The organism is Rathayibacter sp. AY1C7, assembly GCF_002931865.1.
In the GTDB taxonomy this organism is placed as follows: Bacteria; Actinomycetota; Actinomycetes; order Actinomycetales; family Microbacteriaceae; genus Rathayibacter.
In genome coordinates this window covers 49845-71106 of sequence record NZ_PSWB01000012.1, presented here as the reverse complement: position 1 = coordinate 71106, position 21262 = coordinate 49845, and the positions used below count along the sequence as shown (strand labels likewise).

Here is a 21262-nt window from a genome sequence, read left to right as displayed (position 1 = left end):
ACGGCTCAGGCGGGCAGCAGCTCCGCGACGAGCGCCTGCACGCGGGCCCTGATGTCGTCGCGGATCGAGCGGACCTCCTCGAGCGGTCGGCCCTTCGGGTCGGCGAGGTCCCAGTCCTCGTAGCGCTTGCCGGGGAAGACGGGGCAGACGTCGCCGCAGCCCATCGTGATCACGACGTCGGAGGCCTGGACCTGCTCGGTGGTCATCAGCTGCGGGACGGCCTGCGAGATGTCGATGCCCTCCTCCGCCATCGCCTCGATCGCGATCGGGTTGATGCTGTCGCCGGGCTCGGAGCCGCCGGAGCGGACCTCGACGGCGCCGCCGGAGAGGGCGCGGAGGTAGCCGGCGGCCATCTGCGAGCGGCCGGCGTTGTGGATGCAGACGAAGAGGACGGTGGGGGCGGCCATCGGGGCTCCTGGTGTCGAGGGGCGGTGCTCGGAGGAGCACGGGGCGAGGGTAGCGCGCCCGGGCGAACGGCTCGCGGGCCTGCGGAGCCGGAGGAGACTCCGACGGCCGGGTCGGGAATATACCCCCCGGGGGTATGTTGCACTCCCGTGGACCGAACCGGGGGAGACACCATGACCGACCACGCCCACCACCACCCGACCACCTGGCGCGCCGCCGCCCTCGCGACCCTGCACTGCCTGACCGGCTGCGCGATCGGCGAGGTCCTCGGCATGGTGATCGGCTCCGCCCTGGGTCTGCCCGCCCTGGCGACGGTTGCCCTCTCGATCGTCCTCGCGTTCGTGTTCGGCTACGCGCTCACGCTGCGGGGGGTGCTCCGCTCCGGAGTGACGTGGCGCGCCGCCGTCGGCATCGCGCTGGCGGCCGACACCGTCTCGATCGCCGTGATGGAGGTCGTCGACAACACGGTGGTGCTCGCGATCCCCGGAGCGATGGACGCGGGCCTCTCGTCCGGCCTCTTCTGGGGCTCGCTCGCCGGCGCCCTGGCCCTGGCCTTCGTCGTCACGACCCCGGTGAACCGCCTGCTCATCTCCCGCGGCCGCGGCCACGCGGTCGTCCACGGCCTGCACGGCTGAGCCGCGCGGGATCTCGATGCGCCGCCTGCGACGGCTGCTCGACCAGCAGGAGGCGCGTGCTGATCGAGCAGCCCGGGCAGCAGGCGCCGCGAGATCCCGCCGGGCGTCAGCCCTGCAGGCGGCGGTAGTGGCGGTTGCGGACCGAGAGGATCGCGCCTCCGATCACCGCCGCGAGGAACGAGCCGGCCAGGACGCCGACCTTCACGTGGTCGTCGGACTCGCTGCCCGCGCCGAACGAGAGCTCGCCGACGAGCAGCGACACCGTGAATCCGATGCCGGCCGCGAACGCCATGCCGATCACGTCCACCCAGCGCAGCGACGGATCCAGGCCGATGCCGCGGAACCGGGTCAGGAGGAAGGTGCTCCCGGCGATGCCGAGCGGCTTGCCGAGCACGAGGCCCGCGATGATGCCCACGGCGATCGAGTCCTGGAACGAGTCGACCAGGCCCGCGACTCCGCCGACCGTCACTCCGGCCGAGAAGAACGCGAAGACCGGCACCGCGACCGCGGTCGAGAGGACGCTCCAGCGATCGGCGAAGTGCGCGGCGAGGCCGTCGTAGACCGGGCGCCCCTCCGCATCCGACCCCACCTGCACCCGGGCGCGCTTCGTCGCGACGACCGGCACGGTGAAGCCGAGCAGCACGCCCGCGACCGTGGCGTGGATGCCCGAGGCGTGCACGAGCGCCCACGTCGCCACTCCGAGCGGGATCAGCACCCACCAGGCGCGCACGCCGCGCTGCACGCAGACCGCGAAGACCGCCAGCGGCACCAGCGCGAGCAGGAGCATCAGCACGTCGATGCCGGCGGTGTAGAAGACAGCGATGATCGTGATCGCGATGAGGTCGTCCACCACGGCGAGCGTGAGGAGGAACGTCCGCAGCGCCGGCGGGAGGAACCGGCCGACCACGGCGATCACCGCGACGGCGAAGGCGATGTCGGTGGCGGCGGGGATCGCCCAGCCGTCCAGCGCGGCTCCTCCGCGGGGCAGGTTCACCGCGGTGAAGATCAGGGCGGGGACGGCCACGCCGCCGACGGCCGCGACGATCGGCACGAGCGCCGTCTTCGGGTCGCGGAGCTTGCCGGCGACGAACTCCTCCTTGAGCTCGAGCCCGACGACGAAGAAGAAGATCGCGAGCAGGCCGTCGGCCGCCCACGACCCGACGCTCAGCTCGAGGTGCAGGGCCTCGGGGCCGAAGCGGAAGTCGCGGACCGCGCTGTAGAGCGCGGACGCGGGGCTGTTGGCGACGATCAGGGCGAGGAGGGTCGCGGTGAGCAGGAACGCTCCGCCGACCGTGTCCTTCTGGAGGGTCTGGCGGAGTCCCCGCCAGATCGAGTGGGGGGCCTGATCGGCGGGCAGGGGCTGGTGCGGCATGAGGGGTTCCGTCCGGAGGGGTGGGTGTGCGCGGGGACGCGGCCGCGGGCTCCGGAGGAGGGGCGGTCGCGGGTCAGCCGCGCGGCGGCGGGCAGCCGGCGATCTCGCCGTGCGCGTTCGTCCCCCACGAGCTGAGCCATCCGTTCGTGCCCGAGGCGCGCTTGGTCAGCAGCTGCCGGGTCGGGTACGCCGCGGCGGCGCGCGCGCGGGCGCGGCTCAGCGGAGGGAGGGTCAGGGGCACCGCACCAGGGTACCGGTGGCACCCGCGAGGGGGCCGGGTGTGCACGAGCGCTCGGAGGAGGAGCCGCCCCTCCCGCCGCCGAGCCACCTCGCCCGCTCCACTCAGGGGACCTCGTGCCCCCGGCCCGCCTGCCCGCCGAGCAGCGGGCGCAGCGCGGTCGCGACGGCGTCCGCGCGCTCCTCGCCGCCGAACCAGGCGTTGCCCGCCCGGACGAGCGGGTAGGCGGCCTCGAGGAGGTCGCGCCCCGCCGGGGTCAGGGCGATCCGGGAGTGACGGCCGCGGCCGCGCTCGGCGCCCCGGTCGAGCAGGCCCCGCTCCGCCAGCCCGGCGACCAGGGCGGTCATGCTCTGCGGGCGGACGCCGACGGCGCGGGCGAGGTCGGCCTGCGTCAGCCCGTCGGCCGCCGAGAGCTGCGCCAGCACGCCGAACTCGACCGGGCTGAGCCCGGCCGGCGCGAGCGCGTCGCCGACCCGCCTCGCCAGGTCGCGGGCGGCGCGGATGACCGTCCAGGCGGCGATCGCGTCGACGTCGTCGCGGGTCAGGGAGAACTCCGAGGACATGGACCGAGCGTAGCGGCGTAGTCTTCGAGTATCAGCTAGTTGATACCTGGGAGGAATCATGAGCGACGTGATCGCGATCACCGGAGTCACCGGCGACGTCGGCGGCAAGACATTCGAGCGGCTCGTGGCGGCCGGCGCGCCCGTCCGCGCGATCGTCCGTCGGCCCGAGCAGGCGGCGGCCCTCGCGGCCCGCGGCCTCGACGCGCGGATCGCCGACCTCGGCGACGGGGCCGCACTGACCGCCGCCCTCCGGGGCACCGACCAGCTCTTCCTGGTCACCGCCGCCACCCCGCGCCAGGCCGAGCACGGCGCCACCGCCGTCCGTGCCGCCCAGGAGGCGGGCGTCCGCGCGCTCGTGCAGCTCTCCGGCGGCGATGCGGCCGAGCACTCGCCGCTCCCCTGGGGCCGCGCGATCTGGCGGACCGACGAGCGGGTGCGCGCCTCCGGGCTGCCCGCGACGATCCTCCACGCCTCGGGCTTCCTGACGAACCTCGAGCCCTCGGCGCCCGCGATCTCGCGCGGCCTGCTCCCGCAGACGATGGGGCGCGGCGTCATCCCGTGGATCGACACCGCCGACATCGCCCGGGTCGCCGCGCACGTCCTCGAGGCGGGAGGGCACGCCGGCGCGGAGCCCGTCCTCACCGGACCGGCCCTGCTCGACGGACCCGGCGCCGCCCGCGAGCTGACCGCGGGCCTGGGGCGGCGCGTCCGCTACCTGCACCTGCCCAGCCGCGTGTTCGCTGGGCTCCTGCGCCTCGCCGGCATGTCCGCGTGGCAGGCGGAGGGGCTCCGCCGGCAGTTCGGCGTCGTCGCCCGCCGCGGCCTGGACGGCGTCGACGTGCTCACCGACGAGGTCGAGCGGATCACGGGGACGCCGGCCCGCTCGACGGCCGACTGGGCGCGGTCCCGCCGCTCCGTGCTCCTCGGGCGGGAGTAGCCGCGACCCCTGCACGCTCCACTCGGCACCGGTACCCCTACCCGCGGATCCGCCGCAGGCGCATCGTGGAGCCATGAAGCAGATCCAGTACGCCGGCGCGACCTTCCAGGTGGGGGACGCGGTCGCCGACGCACTCGTCTCCTACGCCTCCGGGCTCGCCGCCCACGGCCGCACCGACAGTGTCGAGCTCCCCGTGCTCGGCGGCGACGGCCACGCGACGGTCGTGACGCTGCTGCTCAACTCCGCGACGAGCCTCTTCGTCTCCGGCGCCGCAGGCCTCCTGCCCGGGCTCGACGAGAAGGCGGTCGCCGCCGACCTCCGCCAGCGGACGCAGTGGCTGGACGCGGTCCCGGCGGTCACCGCCGTGGAGCCGAGCGCTCCGGAGGACCTGATCTGGCTCGAGTTCCCGGAGGTCGCGGCCCTGATGGACCCCGAGACCGGCGCCCACTCCCCCGCGACGCTCCACCTCGTCGAGCACTCGCCGCGGCGCGACTCCCTCGTCTTCACCGTCGTCTACGTCAGCACCCTCGACCGCGACCTGGGCTCGGGGGAGATCCGCCGGCTGCTCGAGACGAGCCGCCGCAACAACGTCGAGCACGGCGTCTCGGGGATGCTCGTCTTCCGCGGCCGCCGCGTGATGCAGCTGCTCGAGGGCGAGGAGTCCGACGTGCGCTCGCTCTACGCGCGGATCCTCGCCGACCCGCGGCACGAGGGAGTGGTCACCGTCTGGACCAGCGTGCACGAGCAGCGCCGCTTCCCGGACTGGTCGATGGGCTTCGACGAGCTCGACCTGCCCGTCGAGCGGCCCGCCTCCTGGCCCGAGCCGGACCTCCCCGAGCAGTCGATCGACGCCGTGGCGGACGACTACCTCCGCCGCCGGTCGGAGGCGCTGCGGAGCGCGCTGGTGAGCAGCGACCCCCTCGTCGCGAGCCTCGCCGTCATCCTGCACGGGCACCGCCCCGAGCGCGTCCTCGAGGGCGGCGCCGGAGTGCGGCTCCGCTGCGCCGAGTGCCGCGCCTTCGACGCCCACGACGGGTACGACTCCTACCCCTGCGCGACCGCGAGGACCGCGATCCAGGCGCTCGAGGCGGCCTGACGCGAGCCGGGCGGCCGTGCGGGATCACCGTCCCGGGGCACTCCGAGCGCACCCCCCTTCCGCGGGTCTGCGCAAGCCCGTCCGCTCGCCCGGCGCGCCCCTAGGGTGAGGCCATGACCGATCCCGGCGCGGCCCGCCACGACGTCCTCATCATCGGCGGCGGCAACGCCGGACTCTCGACCGCGGGACGGCTGCGGCGCTCCGGAGTGGACGACGTCGCGGTGATCGAGCCCCGGTCGACCCACGTCTACCAGCCGATGCTCTCCCACGTCGCGGGCGGCACCGCACCCGCCTCCGCGGCGACCCGGCCTCAGGGCTCGGTGACGCCGAAGGGGGTCGTCTGGATCCAGGACCGCGTCGAGACGATCGACCCGGTCGCGCACACGGTCACCCTCCTCTCCGGCCGCACCGTCGGCTACGGGCAGCTCGTCGTCTGCCCCGGGATCCAGAAGGACTGGGCCGCGGTCCCCGGGCTCCAGGAGGCGATGGACTCGCCGTTCGGAGTGTCCAACTACGAGTACGAGTACGCCCGCAAGGCGTCGCAGGTGCTCCGCGAGGTCCGCTCCGGCACCGTCGTCTTCACGCAGCCCGGCGGCCCCGGCACCTGCTCCGGCGCCTCGCAGAAGCCGATGTACCTCGCCTGCGACTACTGGCGCGCGACCGGCGTCCTCGACCGCATCCGCGTCGTGCTCGTCGTGCCGACCCCCACCCTGTTCGGGATGCCGCTGATCGACTCCGAGCTCGAGCGGAAGGTGGCGGAGTACGGGATCGAGGTCCGCTACGGCCGCGAGCTGGTCGAGGTCGACGCGGCCGAGCGGAGGGTCGTCCTCGCCGTCGACGAGCGCGCGACCGCCCTCCCCGGCCCCGACCGCGCGCGGCGCTCGACCGACGGCCCGCGCGAGACGCTGTCGTACGACGTGCTGCACGCCGTGCCCCCGCAGTCGGCCCCCGACTGGCTGGCCGGCACCGGACTGGCCGCCGAGGGCGACGAGGGCGGCTTCGTCGAGGTCGACCTGCTGACCCTGCGGCACCCGCGGTTCCCCGACGTATGGGCGCTCGGCGACGCGGCGGCCACGGTCAACTCGAAGTCCGGAGGAGCGCTGCGCCAGCAGACCACCACGCTCGCGAAGAACCTCGTCGCCGCGCAGAAGGGCCGCCCGCTCCCCCGCGTGTACAACGGCTACTCCGTCTGCCCCTTCGTGGTCTCGCGGTCGAGCGTGGTGTTCGCCGAGTTCGACGACCGCTACCGCCCGAAGCCGACCGTCCCCTTCTGGACGGGCCTGGCGAAGGAGCGGCGCCTCACCTACCTCGCCGACCGCCGCGTCCTGCCGTGGGTGTACTGGAATCTGATCCTGCAGGGACGGGCCTGAGCGTCCTCTTCCGGACATGTCCGGAAGAGGCGCTTGCCGCTGCCGGAGGCGCTCCCGAGACTGAGGGGTCGGCACCACCGTCCGACGCGCCCCCTCGTCTCCTGGAGGACCCGATGCGGCCCAGCCCGACTCCCGACCGCTCCGGCACCGCGCGATGACGACCGCGCAGGACTGGGGGCCCTCGACCGACGCGGACTCCGCCGGCGGTCCGCCCGCGTCGCGGAGGCAGCGCGTGCGCGCCTGGATGCGCGGCGGCTCCTTCGGGCCGACCGGCCTCACCCGGCGCGGCTGCCTCCTGGTGCTGGCGTCGGTGCTCGTGGTGGCGGTGCCGGTCGTCGCGCTGACGCTCGCGCATGTCGATCCGCACGCGTCGCTCAAGGTCTGGATCCTGGCGATCACGCTGATCGCGCTGGTCGGAGCGCTGCTCCGGGTCGTCGCCGACGCCGGTCCGGACCCGCAGGCCGACCTCGACCGCGCGGGCAAGGCGGTCGGAGCAGTGGCCGCGGCCTACACGGCGCTGGCCGTGATCATCGACTGGGGGATGCTGCACCTCTGAGGCGCGGTCAGCGGGCCTCGTCGCGCGGGTCGTCCGTGCCGTCGGGAGCGCTGCCGATCACGTCCGGTATGCCGCCGGTGCCGCCCTGCGCGCTCCCGGTCCCGCCCTGCGCCGCTCGCTCGTCCTCGCGCCGGCTGAGCCAGCCCGGGCCCTCGCGCCGCAGCCGCTCCGCCTCCGGACTCGGGACGGGCGGCGCCGCCGGCCGCCGCAGGAGCCGCACCTGCCGGACCGCGCCGAGCACCACTCCGGCGCCGAACAGCGGCAGGCCGAGCAGGAGCACCAGCCACAGCGGCGCGTGCCGGCGTCCGCCGCCGACGACCGCGCCGAGATCCCAGCCCGCGTCCGCCGCCAGCCAGAGCATCCCCGCCACGAAGACGGCGCTCACCAGCGAGAGCGCCCAGGGCTGCGCGAGGAGGAGCGCCTGCGTGCGCTCCGTGCGGAAACCCTTCGCCATGCGCCGATCCTAGGCGGGCGTCAGCCGGCGAGGATCCGGTCGACCAGCCCCTGCGCGTCGCCCTCCGCGGGAACGATCTGCACGGTGTCGCCCTCGATCGGCTGCATCACGGAGAGCGCCGACTCGACCCGGTCGCCCACGCGGAGGAGGAGCCGGGCGTCGGCCCCCTCGTCGATGGCCGCCTGCGAGCCGCGGCGCAGGAGGGCGGCGCCCGCCTCGTCGAACCGGACGTCGACGACTCCCGTGCTCGGATCGGCCTCGACCGCGGCGACGCCCGCGCGGGTGAAGTCCTCGGGATCGACGAGGACGTCCTGCCCGCCGACCGGGACGCACTGCGGATCGGAGCCGGGCTCGCAGAGCGCCGAGACGGCGACCCCGAGGCCGCCGACGGGCTCCGGAGTGGCGGACGGGGACGCCGCGGGCGACGACCCGGCGGAGCAGCCGGTCAGGGCGAGCAGGAGGAGCGCGGCGGCTCCGGGGGCGGTGCGGCGGATCACGGGATCTCCTCGGGTCGCGTCGGAGCGCGCCACGATACCGAGGCTCCGGCGCTGCGGCCACTCGGCGGCACGGCTCGGGCGGAGCGGCTGCGGGCGGAGCGGCCGGTCCGCGGCACGGCGGGGCAGGCGGCGGCGACCCGCCCCTCAGAGGCGGACGACCAGCTTCACCGCCGACACACCCTCGTGCAGCCGGTCGAGGGCGGGCTGCAGCGCGGCGAGCCCCTCACCCACCACCTCGGGCGCCGGGGCGCAGACGTGACGGCCCTCGGCGAGCGCCGCCGGCAGGTGGTCGCGCCACAGCATCGGCCCCACCTCGTTCGTCATCAGCGAGCCGCCCCAGACGAAGCGGGCGCGGATGCCGCGGCGCCGGGCCGCGATCTTCAGCGCCGCGGTGCCGCCGACCACGCGCAGCATCGTCCGCACGAAGGCGGCGCTGACACCGCGTCGGCGCGGGAGCGAGCCGAACGAGACGGAGGGGCTGGCCAGGGCGACCCGTCGCGCTCCGGTGCCCGCGGCCACCGCCACCGACGGGGCACCGGAACCCGTCCCGATCGCGAGCACCCCCGCGACCTCGTGGCCCGCGAGCGCAGCCACCAGGTCGGCGACGACGGAGGGGCTGCGGTAGTCGAGCACGATCTCGGCGCCCAGCTCGCGCATCCGCTCGTGGTTGCGGGGCGACGCGGTCGTCGCCACGCGGTGCCCGGAGGCGACGGCGAGCTGGATCGCGTTGCTCCCCACGCTCGTCGTCCCGCCCCAGACCACGACCGTCCTGCCCGTCGGCCGGACCGGGACGCTCGGGTGCGGCAGGGCGAGGTGGTCCCGCTGGAACAGCGCCGTCGCCGCCGTCGAGACCGCGAGCGGCAGCACCGCCGCCTCCTCGAAGCCCAGCCGGTCGGGGATCGGCGCCGCCAGGTCCTCGCGCACGACCGTGTACTCCTGGAAGGCGCCCTCGTCGCGGTTCCGCCGCCCGCGCTCCATCCCGACCGCGTACGCGACGACCCGGTCGCCGACGGCGAAGCGCGTCACTCCAGGGCCGACCGCCTCGACCACTCCCGCCACGTCCTCCCCGAGCACCGCCGGGTACGGCACCCACCGGAACATCAGATCGCCCGTCCACTGCTTCATCTCGTCGACCGGATTCACGGCCAGGGCGCCGTTGCGTAGCAGGACCTCCCCCGGACCGGGGACGGGCATCGGAGCGGGGCGGACGACGAGGTCGGCCCGCGGGGCGGTCAGCAGGGCGGCGGCGTTCTCGGGCACGGGCGGCTCCAGTCGGAACTGATGGCAGGACGTGTCGTCACCCTACTCCTGATGACACGTCGTGTCGTCAGCTATCCTGGGCGGATGTCACGCTGGGCCCCCGATGCCGCCCTCCGCCTCGAGCAGGCGGCGATGGAGCTCTTCGCCGAGCACGGCTACGCGGGCACCACCGTCCCCGCGATCGCGGAGCGCGCCGGGCTCACCACCCGCACCTTCTTCCGCCACTTCGCCGACAAGCGCGACGTCCTCTTCCTCCGCGAGCGCGAGTTCCCCGAGATCGTCGGCCGCCTGCTCGCCGGCGCCCCCGCCGGCCTCGCGCCGATGGACCTCGTGATGCACGGCCTCGAGGCAGCCGCCTCGGGCGACCTCCAGACCTGGCGCGCTCAGATTTCCGCCCGCCGCGCCGTCGTGCGCTCCGAGCCGCAGCTGCGCGAGCGCGAGCTCCTGAAGTCGGCCGCCCTCGCCGAGAGCATGCGCGCCGCTCTCGTCGACGCCGGAGTCGCGCCGGGGGACGCGGCCCTCGCCGCCCTCGCGGCCTCCGCCCTCTTCGACCTCGCCCTGGAGCGCTGGCTCGCCGCGCCAGAGGGGTCCCTCCTGGTCGACGTCCTCCGCGCCGAGCGCACACGCCTCGGCGCGCTGCTCGCGCGCTGACCCGCACGACGCTGTCGAGGCGTCGCGAACGGTCGTCCTCCGCGGCGGGAGGCGGCCGTTCGTGACGCTTCGGACCGACGAGCGGGGGACGATCCGCTCAGAGCGCCCAGGGGAAGGCGGGGGCGTTCGAGCGGGCGCCCTGCGCGGCCTTCGAGCGGCCGGGCTCGCCGAGCTCGGCGAGCAGCGCCTCCGACTCGCCGACGAGGACCGCGAGCGCGCCGGGCGTGAACCAGTCGGGGCGCAGGGCGAACAGGAGGTCCTCGGTCGCCGTGTTGCCGCTGGCGCCCGGTGCGAAGGGGCAGCCGCCGAGGCCGCCGAGCGCGCCGTCGACCACCGAGGCCCCGGCCTGCACGGCGGCGATCGCGTTCGCGACGCCCGAGCCCCAGGTGTCGTGCCCGTGGAACACGATCTCGCGAGGCGGGGTCTCCGCCGCCACGCGCGAGACGAGCGACGCCACCTGGCCGGCGTGCGCCTGCCCGAGCGTGTCGCAGACGACCACGTCGGCCGCTCCCTCCGCCCGCGGGTCGCGCGCGATCGCGAGCACGCGCTCCGGGTCGACCGGGCCCTCGAACGGGCAGGTGAACGAGGTGGCGATGCACAGCTGGATCCGCCCGCCGACGCTCTCGGCGAGCGCGACCGCCTCCGGCATCGCGGCCAGGCTCGCCTCGGTCGGCCTGCCGACGTTGGCGAGGTTGTGCGAGTCGGACGCCGAGAAGCAGTACTGGAAGCCGCGCGCCCCCGCGGCGGCCGCACGCTCGACGTGGCGCGGAGTCGCGACCCACACCCAGCACCGCTCCAGCTCCTCGGGAGTGAGCGCGGCGATCACGTCGAGGGTGTCGGCCATCGGAGGGACGAGGTCGCCGCGCGCGAGCGAGCCGATCTCGAGCTCGGGCACTCCCGCGGCGAGCAGCGTGCGCGCGAGGTCGACCTTGCGCTCGGTCGTCAGGAGCTTGCCGGTGAGCTGCAGGCCGTCGCGGAGGGTGACGTCTCGCAGGCGCGCGGAGGCGAGCGCGGTCACCGGCCGGCCTCCTCGGCAGCGGCGGCGGAGGGAGCGGCAGGAGCCCCGCCGGCGGAGGGAGCAGCGGGACCGGTCCGCCGGAGCATCCCCAGCACCTCCTCGGTGTCCTGGCCCAGGTCGGGCGCGAGCGAGCGGATGGGGAGGGAGCGGCCGCCGAGCACCGGCACGATCCCCGGGAAGCCCACGCCGCGCAGAGTGCCGCCGGCGTCCTCGACGTCGAAGGGCTGGATCATGTCGCGCGCCGCGTACTGCTCGCTCGCGCTGATGTCGGCGGCCGTGTAGATCGGGCCGGAGGGGACGCCCTCGTCGTCGAGGACCGCGAGCGCCTCGGCGGCGGTGCGGCCCGCCGTCCACGCGCCGATCGCCGCGTCCAGCTCGTCGCGCCGGGCCCAGCGCTGCTCGTTCGAGGCGAGCGCCGGGTCCTCGCCCAGGTCGGCGCGGCCGATCACCGCCATCAGCCGCTGGAAGATCGCGTCCGCGTTCCCCGCGATCACGATGCTCGCCCCGTCGGCGCAGGTGTAGGCGTTGGTCGGGGCGATGCCCTCCATCCGCCCGCCGACGCGCTCCCGGACGATGCCGTGCGCCTGGAAGTCGGGGATCAGCGACTCCGTCATCGAGAACATCGCCTCGTGCAGCGCCACGTCGACGACCCGCTCCGCCAGCGGTGCCGGATCCAGCCCCGCGGAGCGGCGGGTCTCGCGCTGGAACAGCGCCATCATCACTCCGTAGCCCGCGTACAGCCCGGCGATCGAGTCGCCGATCGAGACGCCGACGCGCACGGGCGGCCGGTCCGGGTCGCCGACCAGCTCGCGGAACCCGCCCATCGCCTCCGCGACCGCCGCGAACCCGGGCCGGGCCGACAGCGGGCCGGTCTGCCCGAACGCGGAGATGCGGCCGATCACGATGCCGGGCCGGGCCTCGTCGAGCACGTCCGGCCCGATCCCCCAGCGCTCGAGCGTGCCGGGCCGGAAGTTCTCGAGCACCACGTCGCACTCGGCGACCAGGCGGCGGACGGCGTCGCGCCCCTCGTCCGTGCGCAGGTCGAGCGCGATCGAGCGCTTGTTGCGGTTGATCGTGTGGAAGAGGAGCGAGGTCTCGGACCCCTCGTGCAGCCGCCAGCGGCGCAGCTCGTCCCCCGTGCCGGGCCGCTCCACCTTGATCACCTCGGCACCGAAGTCGGCGAGCAGCCGGCCAGCCGTGGGCGCCGCGATGAAGTTGCCGAGCTCGAGGACGCGGACGCCCGCGAGCGGGAGGGGTGCGGTCATGGCACGGCCTTTCGCTCCCGTCGAGGCTAGCGCGGAGGACGGCGCCACCCCCTGCCCTCACGCGGACGCCCGACCTACACTTGCCGGACATCATGCGCAGACACACCCTCACTCCGCGACCGGACTGGCGAGCCCGCTGCGACGAGATCGGCTTCAGCTTCTACGACCTCCCCTCCGAGGGCGGCCGCCCCTACTGGAACGAGTCCGCGGCCTACTCCTTCGAGCCCGCCGAGATCGACCTGCTCGAGCGCACGACCTCGGAGCTGTTCGACCTCTGCATGGAGGCGTGCGAGCTCGTGGTGCGGAAGGGCCGCTTCGCCGAGTTCGGCATCCCGCCCCGCTTCCACGAGCTGGTGCGCACCTCGTGGGACGAGGACGACCCCACGGTCTACGGCCGCTTCGATCTCGCCTACGACGGCGCGGGCGCGGTGAAGCTGCTCGAGTTCAACGCCGACACCCCGACCTCGCTGGTCGAGACCGCCGCGGCCCAGTGGCAGTGGCTCGTCGAGACGAAGGGTCCCGACGCCGACCAGTTCAACAGCCTGCACGAGCAGCTCGTCGAGCAGTGGCGCCACCTCCGCCTCGAGCGCTGGAGCCTCGACGAGGGCGCCCGGCTGCACCTCGCGTCGCTGCACGACTCCGGAGACGGCGAGCTGATCGTCGAGGACGCCGACACCGTCGCCTACATGGCCGAGACCGCGGCGCAGGCCGGCTTCGACCCCAAGCTGATCTTCGTCGAGGACATCCGCTACGAGCTCGACGGCGCCGGCTTCCTCGACGGCGACGGCGAGCCGATCCGCCACGTCTTCAAGCTGTACCCGTGGGAGTGGATGCTCGGCGAGCAGTTCGGCGGCCTCCTCCTCGACCGGCGCGAGCGCACCCGCTGGGTCGAGCCGGCGTGGAAGCTCCTGCTCAGCAACAAGCAGCTGCTGGTGGTGCTGTGGGAGATGTTCCGCGGCCACCCGAACCTGCTGCCCGCCTCCGTGCATCCGCTGCCCGGCACCGCCCAGGTGCGCAAGCCGCGCCTGGGCCGGGAGGGCGCCAACGTGACGGTCCTCGACGCCGACGGCTCGGTCGTCGCCGAGAACGGCGGGAGCTACGGCGCCGAGGGCTTCATCCACCAGGAGCGCGCCGAGCTGGCCCGGGTCGACGGGAAGACCGTCGTCATCGGCAGCTGGATCGTCGGCGAGACCCCGGCCGGCATCGACGTGCGCGAGACGAGCGGCCTGATCACCGGCGACCTGGCGGAGTTCGTCCCCCACTACATCGAGGGCGGACGGAGCGACGGGGCCGCGACGGACGCGGACGCCGCGTCGGCCGCCTCCCGCCCCGGGCACGGCGCCACCCCCGCCTACGGCGCTCCCGCGCCCGGCACCCCCGCGCCCGAGTACGGCGCCCCCGAGCACGACCGGCCGCAGGACACCCGCGCGGCCCGCCCGCAGGACGAGGAGACCCGATGACGGACGACGACCGCACCCCCGGCGATTCCGGGACGCCGAACTCCGGGAACGACTGGGGCAGCCGCGAGCCCGGGGCGGGCTCCGGCACGCCGAGCGGCGGCACGAGCGGCGGGTCCGGCCGCGGCGACGGCGCCACCCGCACCGCTCCCCACCGCTCCCGGAGCGTCGGGATCAGCGGCATCGCGAAGAACCGCCGCGGCCTGCTCATCGGCGGCGCGGTCGCGGTCGGCGCGGTCGGCCTCGCCGTCGCCCTCGCGAACGGCGGCCCCTCGACCGACGGCGTCGTCGCCACGGGAGCCGACGGCCAGGACTACGTCATCCCCGAGAACGCCGAGCGCCCCGTCTACGCGAGCCGCGAGGACTGCCTCGCCGACGTGCGGGAGCAGATCGCCCAGCTCCAGGCGCAGGGCGAGGAGGTCGGCGACGACCCCGAGCAGCTGTGCGAGGCGACCGACGAGTACCGCGGGCACTACGCCGGCGGCTTCTGGCTCGGCCCGCTGATCTTCGCGTCCTCGCGCTGGAACTCGACGCGGGCGACCAGCTGGGCGCCCGTCGCGTCCGGCGGCTTCGCGGCCCGCGGAGCGACCCAGCCCGACGTCGTGCAGCGCGCGCCGGCCGGCTCGACCGTCGGCTCGAAGGCGACCCTCTCCGGCGGCTTCGGCTCCTCCGGCAAGTCCGGCTTCGGCTCCACCGTCGGCGGCTGACCGCGGCGCACCTCGGCCCTCGCGCCCGAGACGCGCGGCGAGGCGTCCGTGTGTCGCCGAGACACCGCTCGCAGGCCGGCGTCTCGACGATCACGGGGACGGCTCGCCGCCGCTCCCGCTCTCAGGAGGAGGGCGTCGCGCTCGGGAAGAAGTGCCGCTCGACGGGATCGCCGTCGGCGTGGGTCAGCGCCGCCGCGCGGATCTCGCGGTCGCGGCCGGTGAGCCGCTGGGTCTCCTGCCGCCGGAACTCGCCCCACGAGGGCACCATGAACGTCTCCAGCTGCACGTCGGCCTCCTCCCCGCTCCGGTAGAGCGCCCACCGCGAGGCGCCGGTCCGGCGGCGGGAGCTCTCCAGCAGCCGCATGGCCGATCGGAAGTCCGCGAGGGAGTCGGGGCGGACCGTCCACGAGATCTGCACCATCACCGGCCCGTCCGTCGGCTCCGGCTCGAACACCAGCGTGGGCGTGGGCCACGACATCGAGATGCTGCGGTCGACGGTGCCCGTCCCCGGCAGCAGGGGCAGCACCCGCACGCTGGCCGCCACGAGGAGGAGCAGAGCGGCCGCCGCGGCGTACGCGGGCGCGGTGCCGAGCACCTGCGCGGCCAGGCCCCAGCCGATCGAGCCGACTGCCATGGTCCCCATGAAGACCAGGATGTAGATCGAGGCTCCGCGGGACCGCACCCACTGCGGCAGCGTGAGCTGCAGCGCCGCGTTCAGCACGGTGAGGGTGCCGATCCACGCCAGCCCCGCGAGGACCAGCAGCAGCAGGGCCGGAACGAGGGGCAGGAAGGCCGCCGCGAGAGTCCCCGCCGCGAACAGCACGGCGCTCGCCCCGATGACGACGTCGTCGGAGAGCTTCCGGCGGGCGAGCGGCAGGGCGAAGACGCCGAGCACGGCACCGGCACCGAGAGCCCCGAGGAGGAAGCCGTAGCCGCTGGAGTCGAGCTGGAGGCGCTTCGCGGTGAGCGGCAGCAGCGCCCAGAGCGCACTGGCGGGCAGGGCGAAGAGCGCGGAGCGGAGGAGGATCCGGCGGACGAGGTGCGCGGAGGCGACGTACCGGATCCCTCCCTTCAGCGCGGCGCCGAACTGCTCGCGGTCGTCGAGGCCGGTCTGCGCCGGCCGCTTCCACCAGAGCAGGGCGAGCACCGCGCCGATGAAGCTCAGGGCGTTGATGCCGAAGACCACCGGAGCGCCGAACGCCGAGAGGACGACGCCCGCCAGGGCCGGGCCGACCGCGCGCGCGCCGTTCACCGTCACCCCTCCGAGGGCCGACGACGCCGCGATCAGGTTCCGGGGCACGAGCTCCGGCTGGATCGCCTGCCAGGCGGGCGAGGTCAGGGTGGAGGTGATGCCGAGGAGGAAGGTGAAGGCCAGGATCGTCCACGGCGTCAGCGCGCCGACCGCCGCCACGACCGTCAGAGCGGCCGCCAGCAGCGCGCTGGCCGACGACCCCCAGATGAGCAGCCGCCGCCGGTCGAGCGAGTCGGCCAGCACGCCCGCGGGGAGGGCGACGAGGATCGAGGGCGCCAGGCTCGCCGTCTGCACGAGCGCGACGACCGCCGCGCCCGCGGCCGCCTCGACCAGGTACCACTGGGCTCCGACGGTCTGCATCCAGGTGCCGATGTTGCTGCCCAGCTGGGCGAACCACAGCACGCGGAAGGCGGTGATCGCCATGGGCGCCCAGGCCGACGGTTGCGCCGGCGCGGACGTCTGCGCCGGGGCGGCGGGAGCCGGAGCGACGTCCTCAGTCACGGGGCACGGCCTGCCGCACCGAGAAGAGGTTGCCGAACGGGTCCAGCAGCTGGCACAGCCGCTCCCCCGTGAACACCGTCTTCGGACCGCGGTGGGCGACGGCGCCGTTCGCCGTCCAGTCGGCGACGACGGCGTCGACGTCGGGGACCGTCCAGTACGGGCTCGTGCCGTCGGGTCCGGGCCGGTTCAGCTCGTCCCGCTCGTGCAGCGTCAGGCGGGTGCCGTCCAGGTCGTAGGCCACGAGCGCCCCGCCGCGGACGACGGGCTCGCGCCCGAGCCGCGCCGAGTACCAGTCGATCGCGGCGTCGAGGTCGTCGACGAAGTAGAAGACGTTTCCGACTCCGGCGAACTCCGTCGTCGTCATGCTCGGGCCGGCGGGAGGGCGTCGCGGAGGAAGGCGAGCGAGGGGCCGATGGCCGCCTCCGTATACCCCTCGGCGTGACGGGTGCCCGGGATCAGCTGCAGCGTGCTGGCGACTCCGACCGCGGAGAGCGCCGCCTGCATGGCCTGCGCGTCGCTCACGGGGACGAACTCGCCGAGCGAGTTGGCCAGGAACACCGGCCCGCCGTCCGGGGAGGCGTGGCGCGTCGTGGAGGCGGCGGTGAGCAGCCCGCGGTCGCCCCCGACCTCGTTGAGGATCGTCCAGCGCAGGAAGGCGTCGTTCCGGCCGGTCTGGTTGATGTCGGCGCTCTTCATGGCGTCGAGGTCCTGCGTCGTCGGCGTGGCCGGGAGGTCGTCGGTCGCCTCGACGATGCCGAGGAGGTCGAACATCCCCGACCAGCTGACGGCGGGCCGACCGGTGGCGATCGCGGCCTCCACGACCAGGTTCCCGCCCGCCGATCCGCCGAAGAACGCCAGCCTGCTCCGGTCGAACGCCCACTCGGACGCGACCGCCCACCGCTCCGCGGCGAGCACGTCGTCCCTGCTGGCCGGGAAGACCGAGTCCGGAGCCTCGCGGTAGTCCGCCGCGAACACGAGGTAGCCGGCGTCGACCAGCATCGTCGCGAGCGCCCGCTCCTTGCTCTTGTCCCCCCGGAACCACCCGCCGCCGTGGATCAGCACGACGGCCGGCCGAGCAGCGTCCTCGGCCGGGGACACCGACCTGCTGTACACGTCCAGCACCTGCGGCGACGACCCCCCTTCGACGTACGGAACCCCGATGCTCACTGACGGCTCGTCCGACACGGTGACCCCCTCCGGTCCAGATTCTCGACTGCAGTCAGACCGTAGGAGCCGGGGGCGGCGCGAGCCAGGCCCTGCCGGGGTCACCCAGGAGGGCTCCCGCAGGCCCGCCTCCCGCGGCGGCGCCGATCGCGACTAGCCTCGGAGGGTGTTCCTGACCGAGCCGTACGGCTTCCGCGACCGCTCCGCCCTCGACGAGCGCCGGGCCCTGCTCGAGGACGAGGCCTCGGTGCAGCCCCTCCGGGCGTTCCGCGAGGAGCTCCTCGCCCGGCGCACGCGCAGGCATCCCGGTGCCGTGGTGCCCGACTTCGACCCGGCCGAGGCCGGCGTCGAGGCGCGTGCGCTCATCGTGCTGGAGGCCCCGGGACCGATGTCGGCCGGCCCCGGCGGCTCCGGCTTCGTCTCGGTCGACAACGACGACGCGACCGCCGCCTCGACCTGGACCCTCCGCGACGAGGTCGGACTGCACGCCCGCACCCTGATCTGGAACATCGTGCCGTGGCAGCTCGACGGCGCCCCCGACGCGGACGAGGTGCGGCAGGGCGCGATGGAGCTGCGCCGGCTCCTGCCGCTGCTCCCCGACCTGCGGGTCGTCGTCAACGCCGGGACCGCGCCGACCAGCGGCTGGAAGAAGAACATCGAGCCGTACCTGGTCGACGGCCCGACGGTCATCGACTCGTGGAGCCCCGGCCAGCGGGCGATGAGCCAGCCCCGCAAGCGCGACGAGCTGAAGCGCGCCTTCGAGCGCGCGACGCACCTGGTCGGCTGAGCCCCCGAGGCTCCGAGGCGTCACGAACGGTCGTCATCCGAGCCGGGAGGCGGCCCTTCGCGACGCCTCGACCGCCGGCGGACGGTCCGCTCAGGCTGAGCGGGCGTCCCGCAGCGCGTCGGCCGACTGCTGCGCGGCGCGGCGGACGTCGCGGTCCGGGTCGCGGAGCATGCCCGTCAGGACGGCCTCGACGCTCGCCGCGAACTCGCCCTTCGCGTCGCGACCGGAGGAGATCCCCGCCAGAGCGGCCGCCACGAGAGCGCGCGCTCCTGCCGCGCGGACCCGGGGGTGCTCATCGGTGGTCAGGCGGGACAGCTTCTTCTGCCCGCCCAGCACGCGCTCGGCGCAGACGCGGGCGCACATCTCGCGGACGCGCCAGGAGGGGTTCGCGAGTCCGGCGGTCACCGCGTCGGCGGCGTCGTCGTCCCAGACGTAGAGGAGCGCGCGGGCACCCCAGAGCTCGGGCCAGTAGAGGGAGGGCGCTCCCTTGAGGATCCCGTCGGCGTGCTCGCCGCCCACGGTGAGGAGGAAGGACTCGCCCTCGTACCCGCCGGTGAGCAGGGCCGCGGATCGCAGAGCGACGTTGCGCTCCCCCTCGCGGGCGACCTGCGCGCGCAGGCGCTCCTCGAGCGGATCGGTGAGGGTGACGGTCGGTTCGTTGTCGCGTGCCATGAGGCTCCCGAGAGTACTCGCCCGCCCCGCGCCTTCGAAGACCCGCAGCGTTCGGCGCCGCGGCGGTCGGCCCTCTCCGTCCTGCGGCGATGGTCCGATCAGCACTCGTGCCACCTGCTGGTCGAGTGGCTCCGCAGGGATCACGGCTGAGGGACGCCTGGTAGATTCGATCCGATCGACCCCCTCCCAAGCCTCTCCGCGATGCTCACATGGGAGGGGCCTTTTTCTTCGGCACCGAGGTACTGCGATGGCACGGAAACCGAGCCTGTCGTGGAAGCAGCAGGTCCAGCTCCTCCGTGACCGCGGGCTCGGCATCGCCAACGGGGAGGCCTGCACGAGCTACCTGGCCGCGCAGAACCACTACCGCTTCTCCGGGTACGCCCGCTACTTCCAGCGGGCTCCGCACGACGGGGACGACTCGTTCGCGGACGGAGTCTCGTTCGAGGACGTCCGAGCGGTCTGCGACGCAGATGAAGCGCTGCGGCAGAGCCTGCGTGCTCGACTGGCCCGTGCCGAGATCCTTCTCCGCAGCCGTACGGCTCATGTCATCGCTCGTGAGGCACGGCCCGTACGAGTGCTATCTCGAGAAGAGCTTCTACTCCGAGTCTCCGAACGCGGAGTCGACAGTCGATTCGTGCCTCCGCGACATCGAGCGCAGCAGGGAACGGCATGTCCTCCGCTTCACGGAGCTCCCCGGCGGCAGGGGCGCGGCCGCCTTCGGCGAGCTACCGGTGTGGTCGGCCGTCGAGGCCTGGTCCTTCGGAACTCTGTCGAGATGCATCGAGCGAGGGGCGCGAGGATCGCTTGCGGGGGACGTCGCGTCCGGTCTGGGAGTCGCCCGAGCCGGTTTCGCCTACCGGGTCCGCGCACTCGTCTACCTGCGCAACCGGTGCGCTCACCACAGCCGGCTCTGGAACCACTCCGTGATCGATGCGGGCCCCACGCCCAACAACGTCCGTGCGAAGGCGAAACGTCTCGCCGGGCAGTTCACTCCGCGCTCGGTCGTGGACGTCATCGCTTCGTTGGACGACATCCTCCTACGAGGAGCGGACGCGGCCCCGATCCTTCCGGAGCTCGTCGCCGAGCATTCCCTGCACGACGTGTTCTGGCGAGGGCTCACGACGCCCCGGAGCCCCCTCGATCATCGAGGACCGCAGTGAGAGCAACGCGACCGGGACGGTCCCGCCCGCTCAGGAGGCGCCCACCGGGAGGTCGGCCCCGCCTGACTATGCTGGTGCCACCCCCGGCAGCCGAGCCCTCTGAGCCTCGTCCGCGCCGGGGTGGCGCGGCTCACCCGCCCGGGGAGCGGAGGAGGTCCTCTCATGGCCGATCGGCCGAACCTCCGCCATGTCGCGGCGGTCGCGGGCGTCTCGCACATGACCGTGTCGCGCGTGCTCAGCGGGCACCCCAACATCAAGGAGTCGACCCGCCAGAAGGTCCTCGAGGCGGTCGACGAGCTCAACTACAGGCCGAACATCGCCGCCCGCTCCCTCGTCACGCAGCGCACCGACCGCATCGGCGTGATGATCGAGAGCGGCGCCGAGTACGGGCCGTCGAGCACCCTCCGCGCGATCGAGCGCGCCGCCCGCGAGAAGGGGTACTCGATCACCTCCGTCGCGCTGCGGCCGGACCTCGAGATGACCCCCACCGACGCGATCGCCCACCTGATGGGCCTCGGGATCGACGCGCTCTGCGTGATCGCGCCGCGCTCCTCCTCCGTGGCGACCCTCCGCACCGTCGAGATCGGCGTGCCGACGCTCGTGGTGAAGAGCGACAAGGATCCGAGCTTCCTCACCGTCTCGGTCGACCAGCAGGCCGGCATGTTCCAGGCCGTCGACCACCTGGGCAACCTCGGCCACCGCGACGTGCTGCACCTCTCCGGCCCCCTCGACTGGCTCGACGCGCGCGCCCGCGAGCGCGCCTTCCACAGCCGCGCGAAGTCGTGGGGGATGCACGAGCGCCCCATCGTCATCGGCGACTGGACCCCGGACTCCGGGTACGACTTCGCCGCGAGCCTGCAGTCGGTGCCCGACTTCACCGCGATGGTCGTCGCGAACGACGAGATGGCGCTCGGAGTGATCCACGGCCTCGTCGAGCGCGGGATCCGCGTGCCCGAGGACATGAGCATCGTCGGCTTCGACGACCTGCCCACCGCCCGCCACTTCCTCCCGCCGCTGACGACGGTCCGCCAGGACTTCGACAAGCTCGGGACGACGGTCGCCGAGGTGATCCACGCGAGGATCCGCGGCCAGGAGAGCCCGCAGCGCACCCGGATCCCCACGGAGCTGGTGATCCGCTCCTCCACGGCCGCTCCCCGATCGTGACCCTCCTGTTCCCGTCCCGCCGCATGCGCTCGCGTATCATCGGCGGCAGCCCCTGGCACGCCGGACCCTGACGGCGCGCCG

Annotated in this window: 23 protein-coding genes and 1 pseudogene; 11 read left to right on the top strand and 13 right to left on the bottom strand. The window is 74.4% G+C overall.

All coding sequences use genetic code 11. The features are described 5' to 3' along the window. Positions 1-5: 5 nt before the first annotated feature. The gene (locus C5C69_RS08505) at positions 6-407 is read right to left on the bottom strand and encodes an arsenate reductase ArsC (protein WP_104222419.1); all 402 of its coding nucleotides are present in this window, start codon (positions 405-407) and stop codon (positions 6-8) included. A 171-nt stretch (positions 408-578) separates the two neighbouring features. Here C5C69_RS08505 and C5C69_RS08500 point away from each other — a divergent pair, with 171 nt between their 5' ends. Continuing rightward, the gene (locus C5C69_RS08500; RefSeq protein WP_104234357.1) at positions 579-1040 is read left to right on the top strand and encodes a DUF4396 domain-containing protein; all 462 of its coding nucleotides are present in this window, start codon (positions 579-581) and stop codon (positions 1038-1040) included. Positions 1041-1146: 106 nt separating this feature from the next. Here C5C69_RS08500 and nhaA read toward each other — a convergent pair whose 3' ends face one another. The 3 genes from nhaA to C5C69_RS08490 all read right to left on the bottom strand — a co-directional run bounded on the left by nhaA (position 1147) and on the right by C5C69_RS08490 (position 3213). Beyond that, on the bottom strand, positions 1147-2412 hold the full coding sequence (nhaA, locus tag C5C69_RS08495; protein WP_104234356.1) for a Na+/H+ antiporter NhaA: 1266 nt from the start codon (positions 2410-2412) through the stop codon (positions 1147-1149). Between the two features lie 73 nt (positions 2413-2485). Then, a complete protein-coding gene (locus tag C5C69_RS16955) occupies positions 2486-2653 on the bottom strand; it encodes a hypothetical protein (protein WP_181027217.1) in 168 nt (55 codons plus the stop codon). Positions 2654-2754: 101 nt separating this feature from the next. Next, positions 2755-3213 (bottom strand): MarR family winged helix-turn-helix transcriptional regulator, encoded by a 459-nt coding sequence (locus C5C69_RS08490; RefSeq protein ID WP_181068090.1) that lies wholly within the window; start codon positions 3211-3213, stop codon positions 2755-2757. A gap of 58 nt (positions 3214-3271) precedes the next feature. Here C5C69_RS08490 and C5C69_RS08485 point away from each other — a divergent pair, with 58 nt between their 5' ends. The 4 genes from C5C69_RS08485 to C5C69_RS08470 all read left to right on the top strand — a co-directional run bounded on the left by C5C69_RS08485 (position 3272) and on the right by C5C69_RS08470 (position 7172). After that, the gene (locus C5C69_RS08485) at positions 3272-4150 is read left to right on the top strand and encodes an NAD(P)H-binding protein (protein WP_104257741.1); all 879 of its coding nucleotides are present in this window, start codon (positions 3272-3274) and stop codon (positions 4148-4150) included. Between the two features lie 73 nt (positions 4151-4223). Continuing rightward, the gene (locus C5C69_RS08480; RefSeq protein WP_104257740.1) at positions 4224-5246 is read left to right on the top strand and encodes a BLUF domain-containing protein; all 1023 of its coding nucleotides are present in this window, start codon (positions 4224-4226) and stop codon (positions 5244-5246) included. Positions 5247-5359: 113 nt separating this feature from the next. Beyond that, positions 5360-6616, top strand: coding sequence for an NAD(P)/FAD-dependent oxidoreductase (locus tag C5C69_RS08475; RefSeq protein ID WP_104257739.1), 1257 nt, complete (start codon positions 5360-5362; stop codon positions 6614-6616). Positions 6617-6770: 154 nt separating this feature from the next. Further along, on the top strand, positions 6771-7172 hold the full coding sequence (locus C5C69_RS08470; RefSeq protein WP_104226999.1) for a hypothetical protein: 402 nt from the start codon (positions 6771-6773) through the stop codon (positions 7170-7172). Positions 7173-7179: 7 nt separating this feature from the next. On the opposite strand, the gene C5C69_RS08465 is transcribed toward C5C69_RS08470, so the two are convergent. The 3 genes from C5C69_RS08465 to C5C69_RS08455 all read right to left on the bottom strand — a co-directional run bounded on the left by C5C69_RS08465 (position 7180) and on the right by C5C69_RS08455 (position 9383). Next, the gene (locus tag C5C69_RS08465) at positions 7180-7626 is read right to left on the bottom strand and encodes a hypothetical protein (RefSeq protein WP_104234351.1); all 447 of its coding nucleotides are present in this window, start codon (positions 7624-7626) and stop codon (positions 7180-7182) included. A gap of 20 nt (positions 7627-7646) precedes the next feature. After that, the gene (locus tag C5C69_RS08460) at positions 7647-8123 is read right to left on the bottom strand and encodes a hypothetical protein (protein WP_104234350.1); all 477 of its coding nucleotides are present in this window, start codon (positions 8121-8123) and stop codon (positions 7647-7649) included. Positions 8124-8267: 144 nt separating this feature from the next. Next, on the bottom strand, positions 8268-9383 hold the full coding sequence (locus C5C69_RS08455; RefSeq protein ID WP_104257738.1) for a zinc-binding alcohol dehydrogenase family protein: 1116 nt from the start codon (positions 9381-9383) through the stop codon (positions 8268-8270). Between the two features lie 84 nt (positions 9384-9467). Between C5C69_RS08455 and C5C69_RS08450 the strand changes: the two genes are divergently transcribed. Next, complete coding sequence (locus C5C69_RS08450; protein WP_181068389.1) at positions 9468-10034, top strand: TetR/AcrR family transcriptional regulator; 567 nt, start codon at positions 9468-9470, stop codon at positions 10032-10034. Positions 10035-10131: 97 nt separating this feature from the next. On the opposite strand, the gene C5C69_RS08445 is transcribed toward C5C69_RS08450, so the two are convergent. Continuing rightward, positions 10132-11052 (bottom strand): hydroxymethylglutaryl-CoA lyase, encoded by a 921-nt coding sequence (locus tag C5C69_RS08445; protein ID WP_181068390.1) that lies wholly within the window; start codon positions 11050-11052, stop codon positions 10132-10134. Next, positions 11049-12317, bottom strand: a complete 1269-nt coding sequence (locus tag C5C69_RS08440; RefSeq protein ID WP_104257736.1) for a CaiB/BaiF CoA-transferase family protein — start codon at positions 12315-12317, stop codon at positions 11049-11051. The genes C5C69_RS08445 and C5C69_RS08440 overlap by 4 nt, the downstream gene beginning before the upstream one ends. A 92-nt stretch (positions 12318-12409) precedes the next feature. Here C5C69_RS08440 and C5C69_RS08435 point away from each other — a divergent pair, with 92 nt between their 5' ends. Together C5C69_RS08435 and C5C69_RS08430 are read left to right on the top strand one after the other, a co-directional pair. Next, on the top strand, positions 12410-13777 hold the full coding sequence (locus C5C69_RS08435; RefSeq protein WP_146082835.1) for a glutathionylspermidine synthase family protein: 1368 nt from the start codon (positions 12410-12412) through the stop codon (positions 13775-13777). Next, on the top strand, positions 13774-14481 hold the full coding sequence (locus C5C69_RS08430) for a hypothetical protein (RefSeq protein ID WP_104257735.1): 708 nt from the start codon (positions 13774-13776) through the stop codon (positions 14479-14481). The genes C5C69_RS08435 and C5C69_RS08430 overlap by 4 nt, the downstream gene beginning before the upstream one ends. Before the next feature lie 121 nt (positions 14482-14602). On the opposite strand, the gene C5C69_RS08425 is transcribed toward C5C69_RS08430, so the two are convergent. Genes C5C69_RS08425 through C5C69_RS08415 form a run of 3 tightly spaced genes read right to left on the bottom strand, consistent with a single transcriptional unit; the run spans position 14603 to position 17332 of the window. Further along, positions 14603-16234, bottom strand: a complete 1632-nt coding sequence (locus C5C69_RS08425) for an MFS transporter (RefSeq protein ID WP_244230571.1) — start codon at positions 16232-16234, stop codon at positions 14603-14605. Then, positions 16227-16598 carry a VOC family protein gene (locus C5C69_RS08420; protein WP_104257734.1) on the bottom strand — a complete coding sequence of 124 codons (372 nt, stop codon included), beginning with the start codon at positions 16596-16598 and terminating at the stop codon, positions 16227-16229. Before C5C69_RS08420 ends, C5C69_RS08425 begins: the two co-directional genes overlap by 8 nt. Then, the gene (locus tag C5C69_RS08415; protein ID WP_159940689.1) at positions 16595-17332 is read right to left on the bottom strand and encodes an alpha/beta hydrolase; all 738 of its coding nucleotides are present in this window, start codon (positions 17330-17332) and stop codon (positions 16595-16597) included. Before C5C69_RS08415 ends, C5C69_RS08420 begins: the two co-directional genes overlap by 4 nt. 232 nt (positions 17333-17564) lie before the next feature. On the opposite strand from C5C69_RS08415, the gene C5C69_RS08410 reads away from it, so the two are divergent. Further along, complete coding sequence (locus C5C69_RS08410) at positions 17565-18185, top strand: uracil-DNA glycosylase (protein ID WP_258066031.1); 621 nt, start codon at positions 17565-17567, stop codon at positions 18183-18185. Between the two features lie 90 nt (positions 18186-18275). Here the strand turns inward: C5C69_RS08410 and C5C69_RS08405 are convergent, their stop codons facing one another. Further along, positions 18276-18857 carry a HEAT repeat domain-containing protein gene (locus tag C5C69_RS08405; protein ID WP_244230570.1) on the bottom strand — a complete coding sequence of 194 codons (582 nt, stop codon included), beginning with the start codon at positions 18855-18857 and terminating at the stop codon, positions 18276-18278. Between C5C69_RS08405 and C5C69_RS17465 the strand changes: the two are divergent. Further along, positions 18856-20017: pseudogene (locus C5C69_RS17465) on the top strand (Abi family protein). The gene C5C69_RS08405 and the pseudogene C5C69_RS17465 overlap by 2 nt on opposite strands. Positions 20018-20179: 162 nt before the next feature. Beyond that, positions 20180-21181 carry a LacI family DNA-binding transcriptional regulator gene (locus tag C5C69_RS08395; RefSeq protein WP_104257732.1) on the top strand — a complete coding sequence of 334 codons (1002 nt, stop codon included), beginning with the start codon at positions 20180-20182 and terminating at the stop codon, positions 21179-21181. Positions 21182-21262: the final 81 nt, after the last annotated feature.

Coding starts and splice junctions, on each gene's coding strand:
- C5C69_RS08440 (WP_104257736.1), bottom strand. CDS start 12,317: ATGACCGCACCCCTCCCGCTCGCGGGCGTCCGCGTCCTCGAGCTCGGC.
- C5C69_RS08485 (WP_104257741.1), top strand. CDS start 3,272: ATGAGCGACGTGATCGCGATCACCGGAGTCACCGGCGACGTCGGCGGC.
- nhaA (WP_104234356.1), bottom strand. CDS start 2,412: ATGCCGCACCAGCCCCTGCCCGCCGATCAGGCCCCCCACTCGATCTGG.
- C5C69_RS08490 (WP_181068090.1), bottom strand. CDS start 3,213: ATGTCCTCGGAGTTCTCCCTGACCCGCGACGACGTCGACGCGATCGCC.
- C5C69_RS08505 (WP_104222419.1), bottom strand. CDS start 407: ATGGCCGCCCCCACCGTCCTCTTCGTCTGCATCCACAACGCCGGCCGC.
- C5C69_RS08500 (WP_104234357.1), top strand. CDS start 579: ATGACCGACCACGCCCACCACCACCCGACCACCTGGCGCGCCGCCGCC.
- C5C69_RS08420 (WP_104257734.1), bottom strand. CDS start 16,598: ATGACGACGACGGAGTTCGCCGGAGTCGGAAACGTCTTCTACTTCGTC.
- C5C69_RS08395 (WP_104257732.1), top strand. CDS start 20,180: ATGGCCGATCGGCCGAACCTCCGCCATGTCGCGGCGGTCGCGGGCGTC.
- C5C69_RS08430 (WP_104257735.1), top strand. CDS start 13,774: ATGACGGACGACGACCGCACCCCCGGCGATTCCGGGACGCCGAACTCC.
- C5C69_RS08465 (WP_104234351.1), bottom strand. CDS start 7,626: ATGGCGAAGGGTTTCCGCACGGAGCGCACGCAGGCGCTCCTCCTCGCG.
- C5C69_RS08450 (WP_181068389.1), top strand. CDS start 9,468: ATGTCACGCTGGGCCCCCGATGCCGCCCTCCGCCTCGAGCAGGCGGCG.
- C5C69_RS08475 (WP_104257739.1), top strand. CDS start 5,360: ATGACCGATCCCGGCGCGGCCCGCCACGACGTCCTCATCATCGGCGGC.
- C5C69_RS08435 (WP_146082835.1), top strand. CDS start 12,410: ATGCGCAGACACACCCTCACTCCGCGACCGGACTGGCGAGCCCGCTGC.
- C5C69_RS08470 (WP_104226999.1), top strand. CDS start 6,771: ATGACGACCGCGCAGGACTGGGGGCCCTCGACCGACGCGGACTCCGCC.
- C5C69_RS08480 (WP_104257740.1), top strand. CDS start 4,224: ATGAAGCAGATCCAGTACGCCGGCGCGACCTTCCAGGTGGGGGACGCG.
- C5C69_RS08405 (WP_244230570.1), bottom strand. CDS start 18,857: ATGGCACGCGACAACGAACCGACCGTCACCCTCACCGATCCGCTCGAG.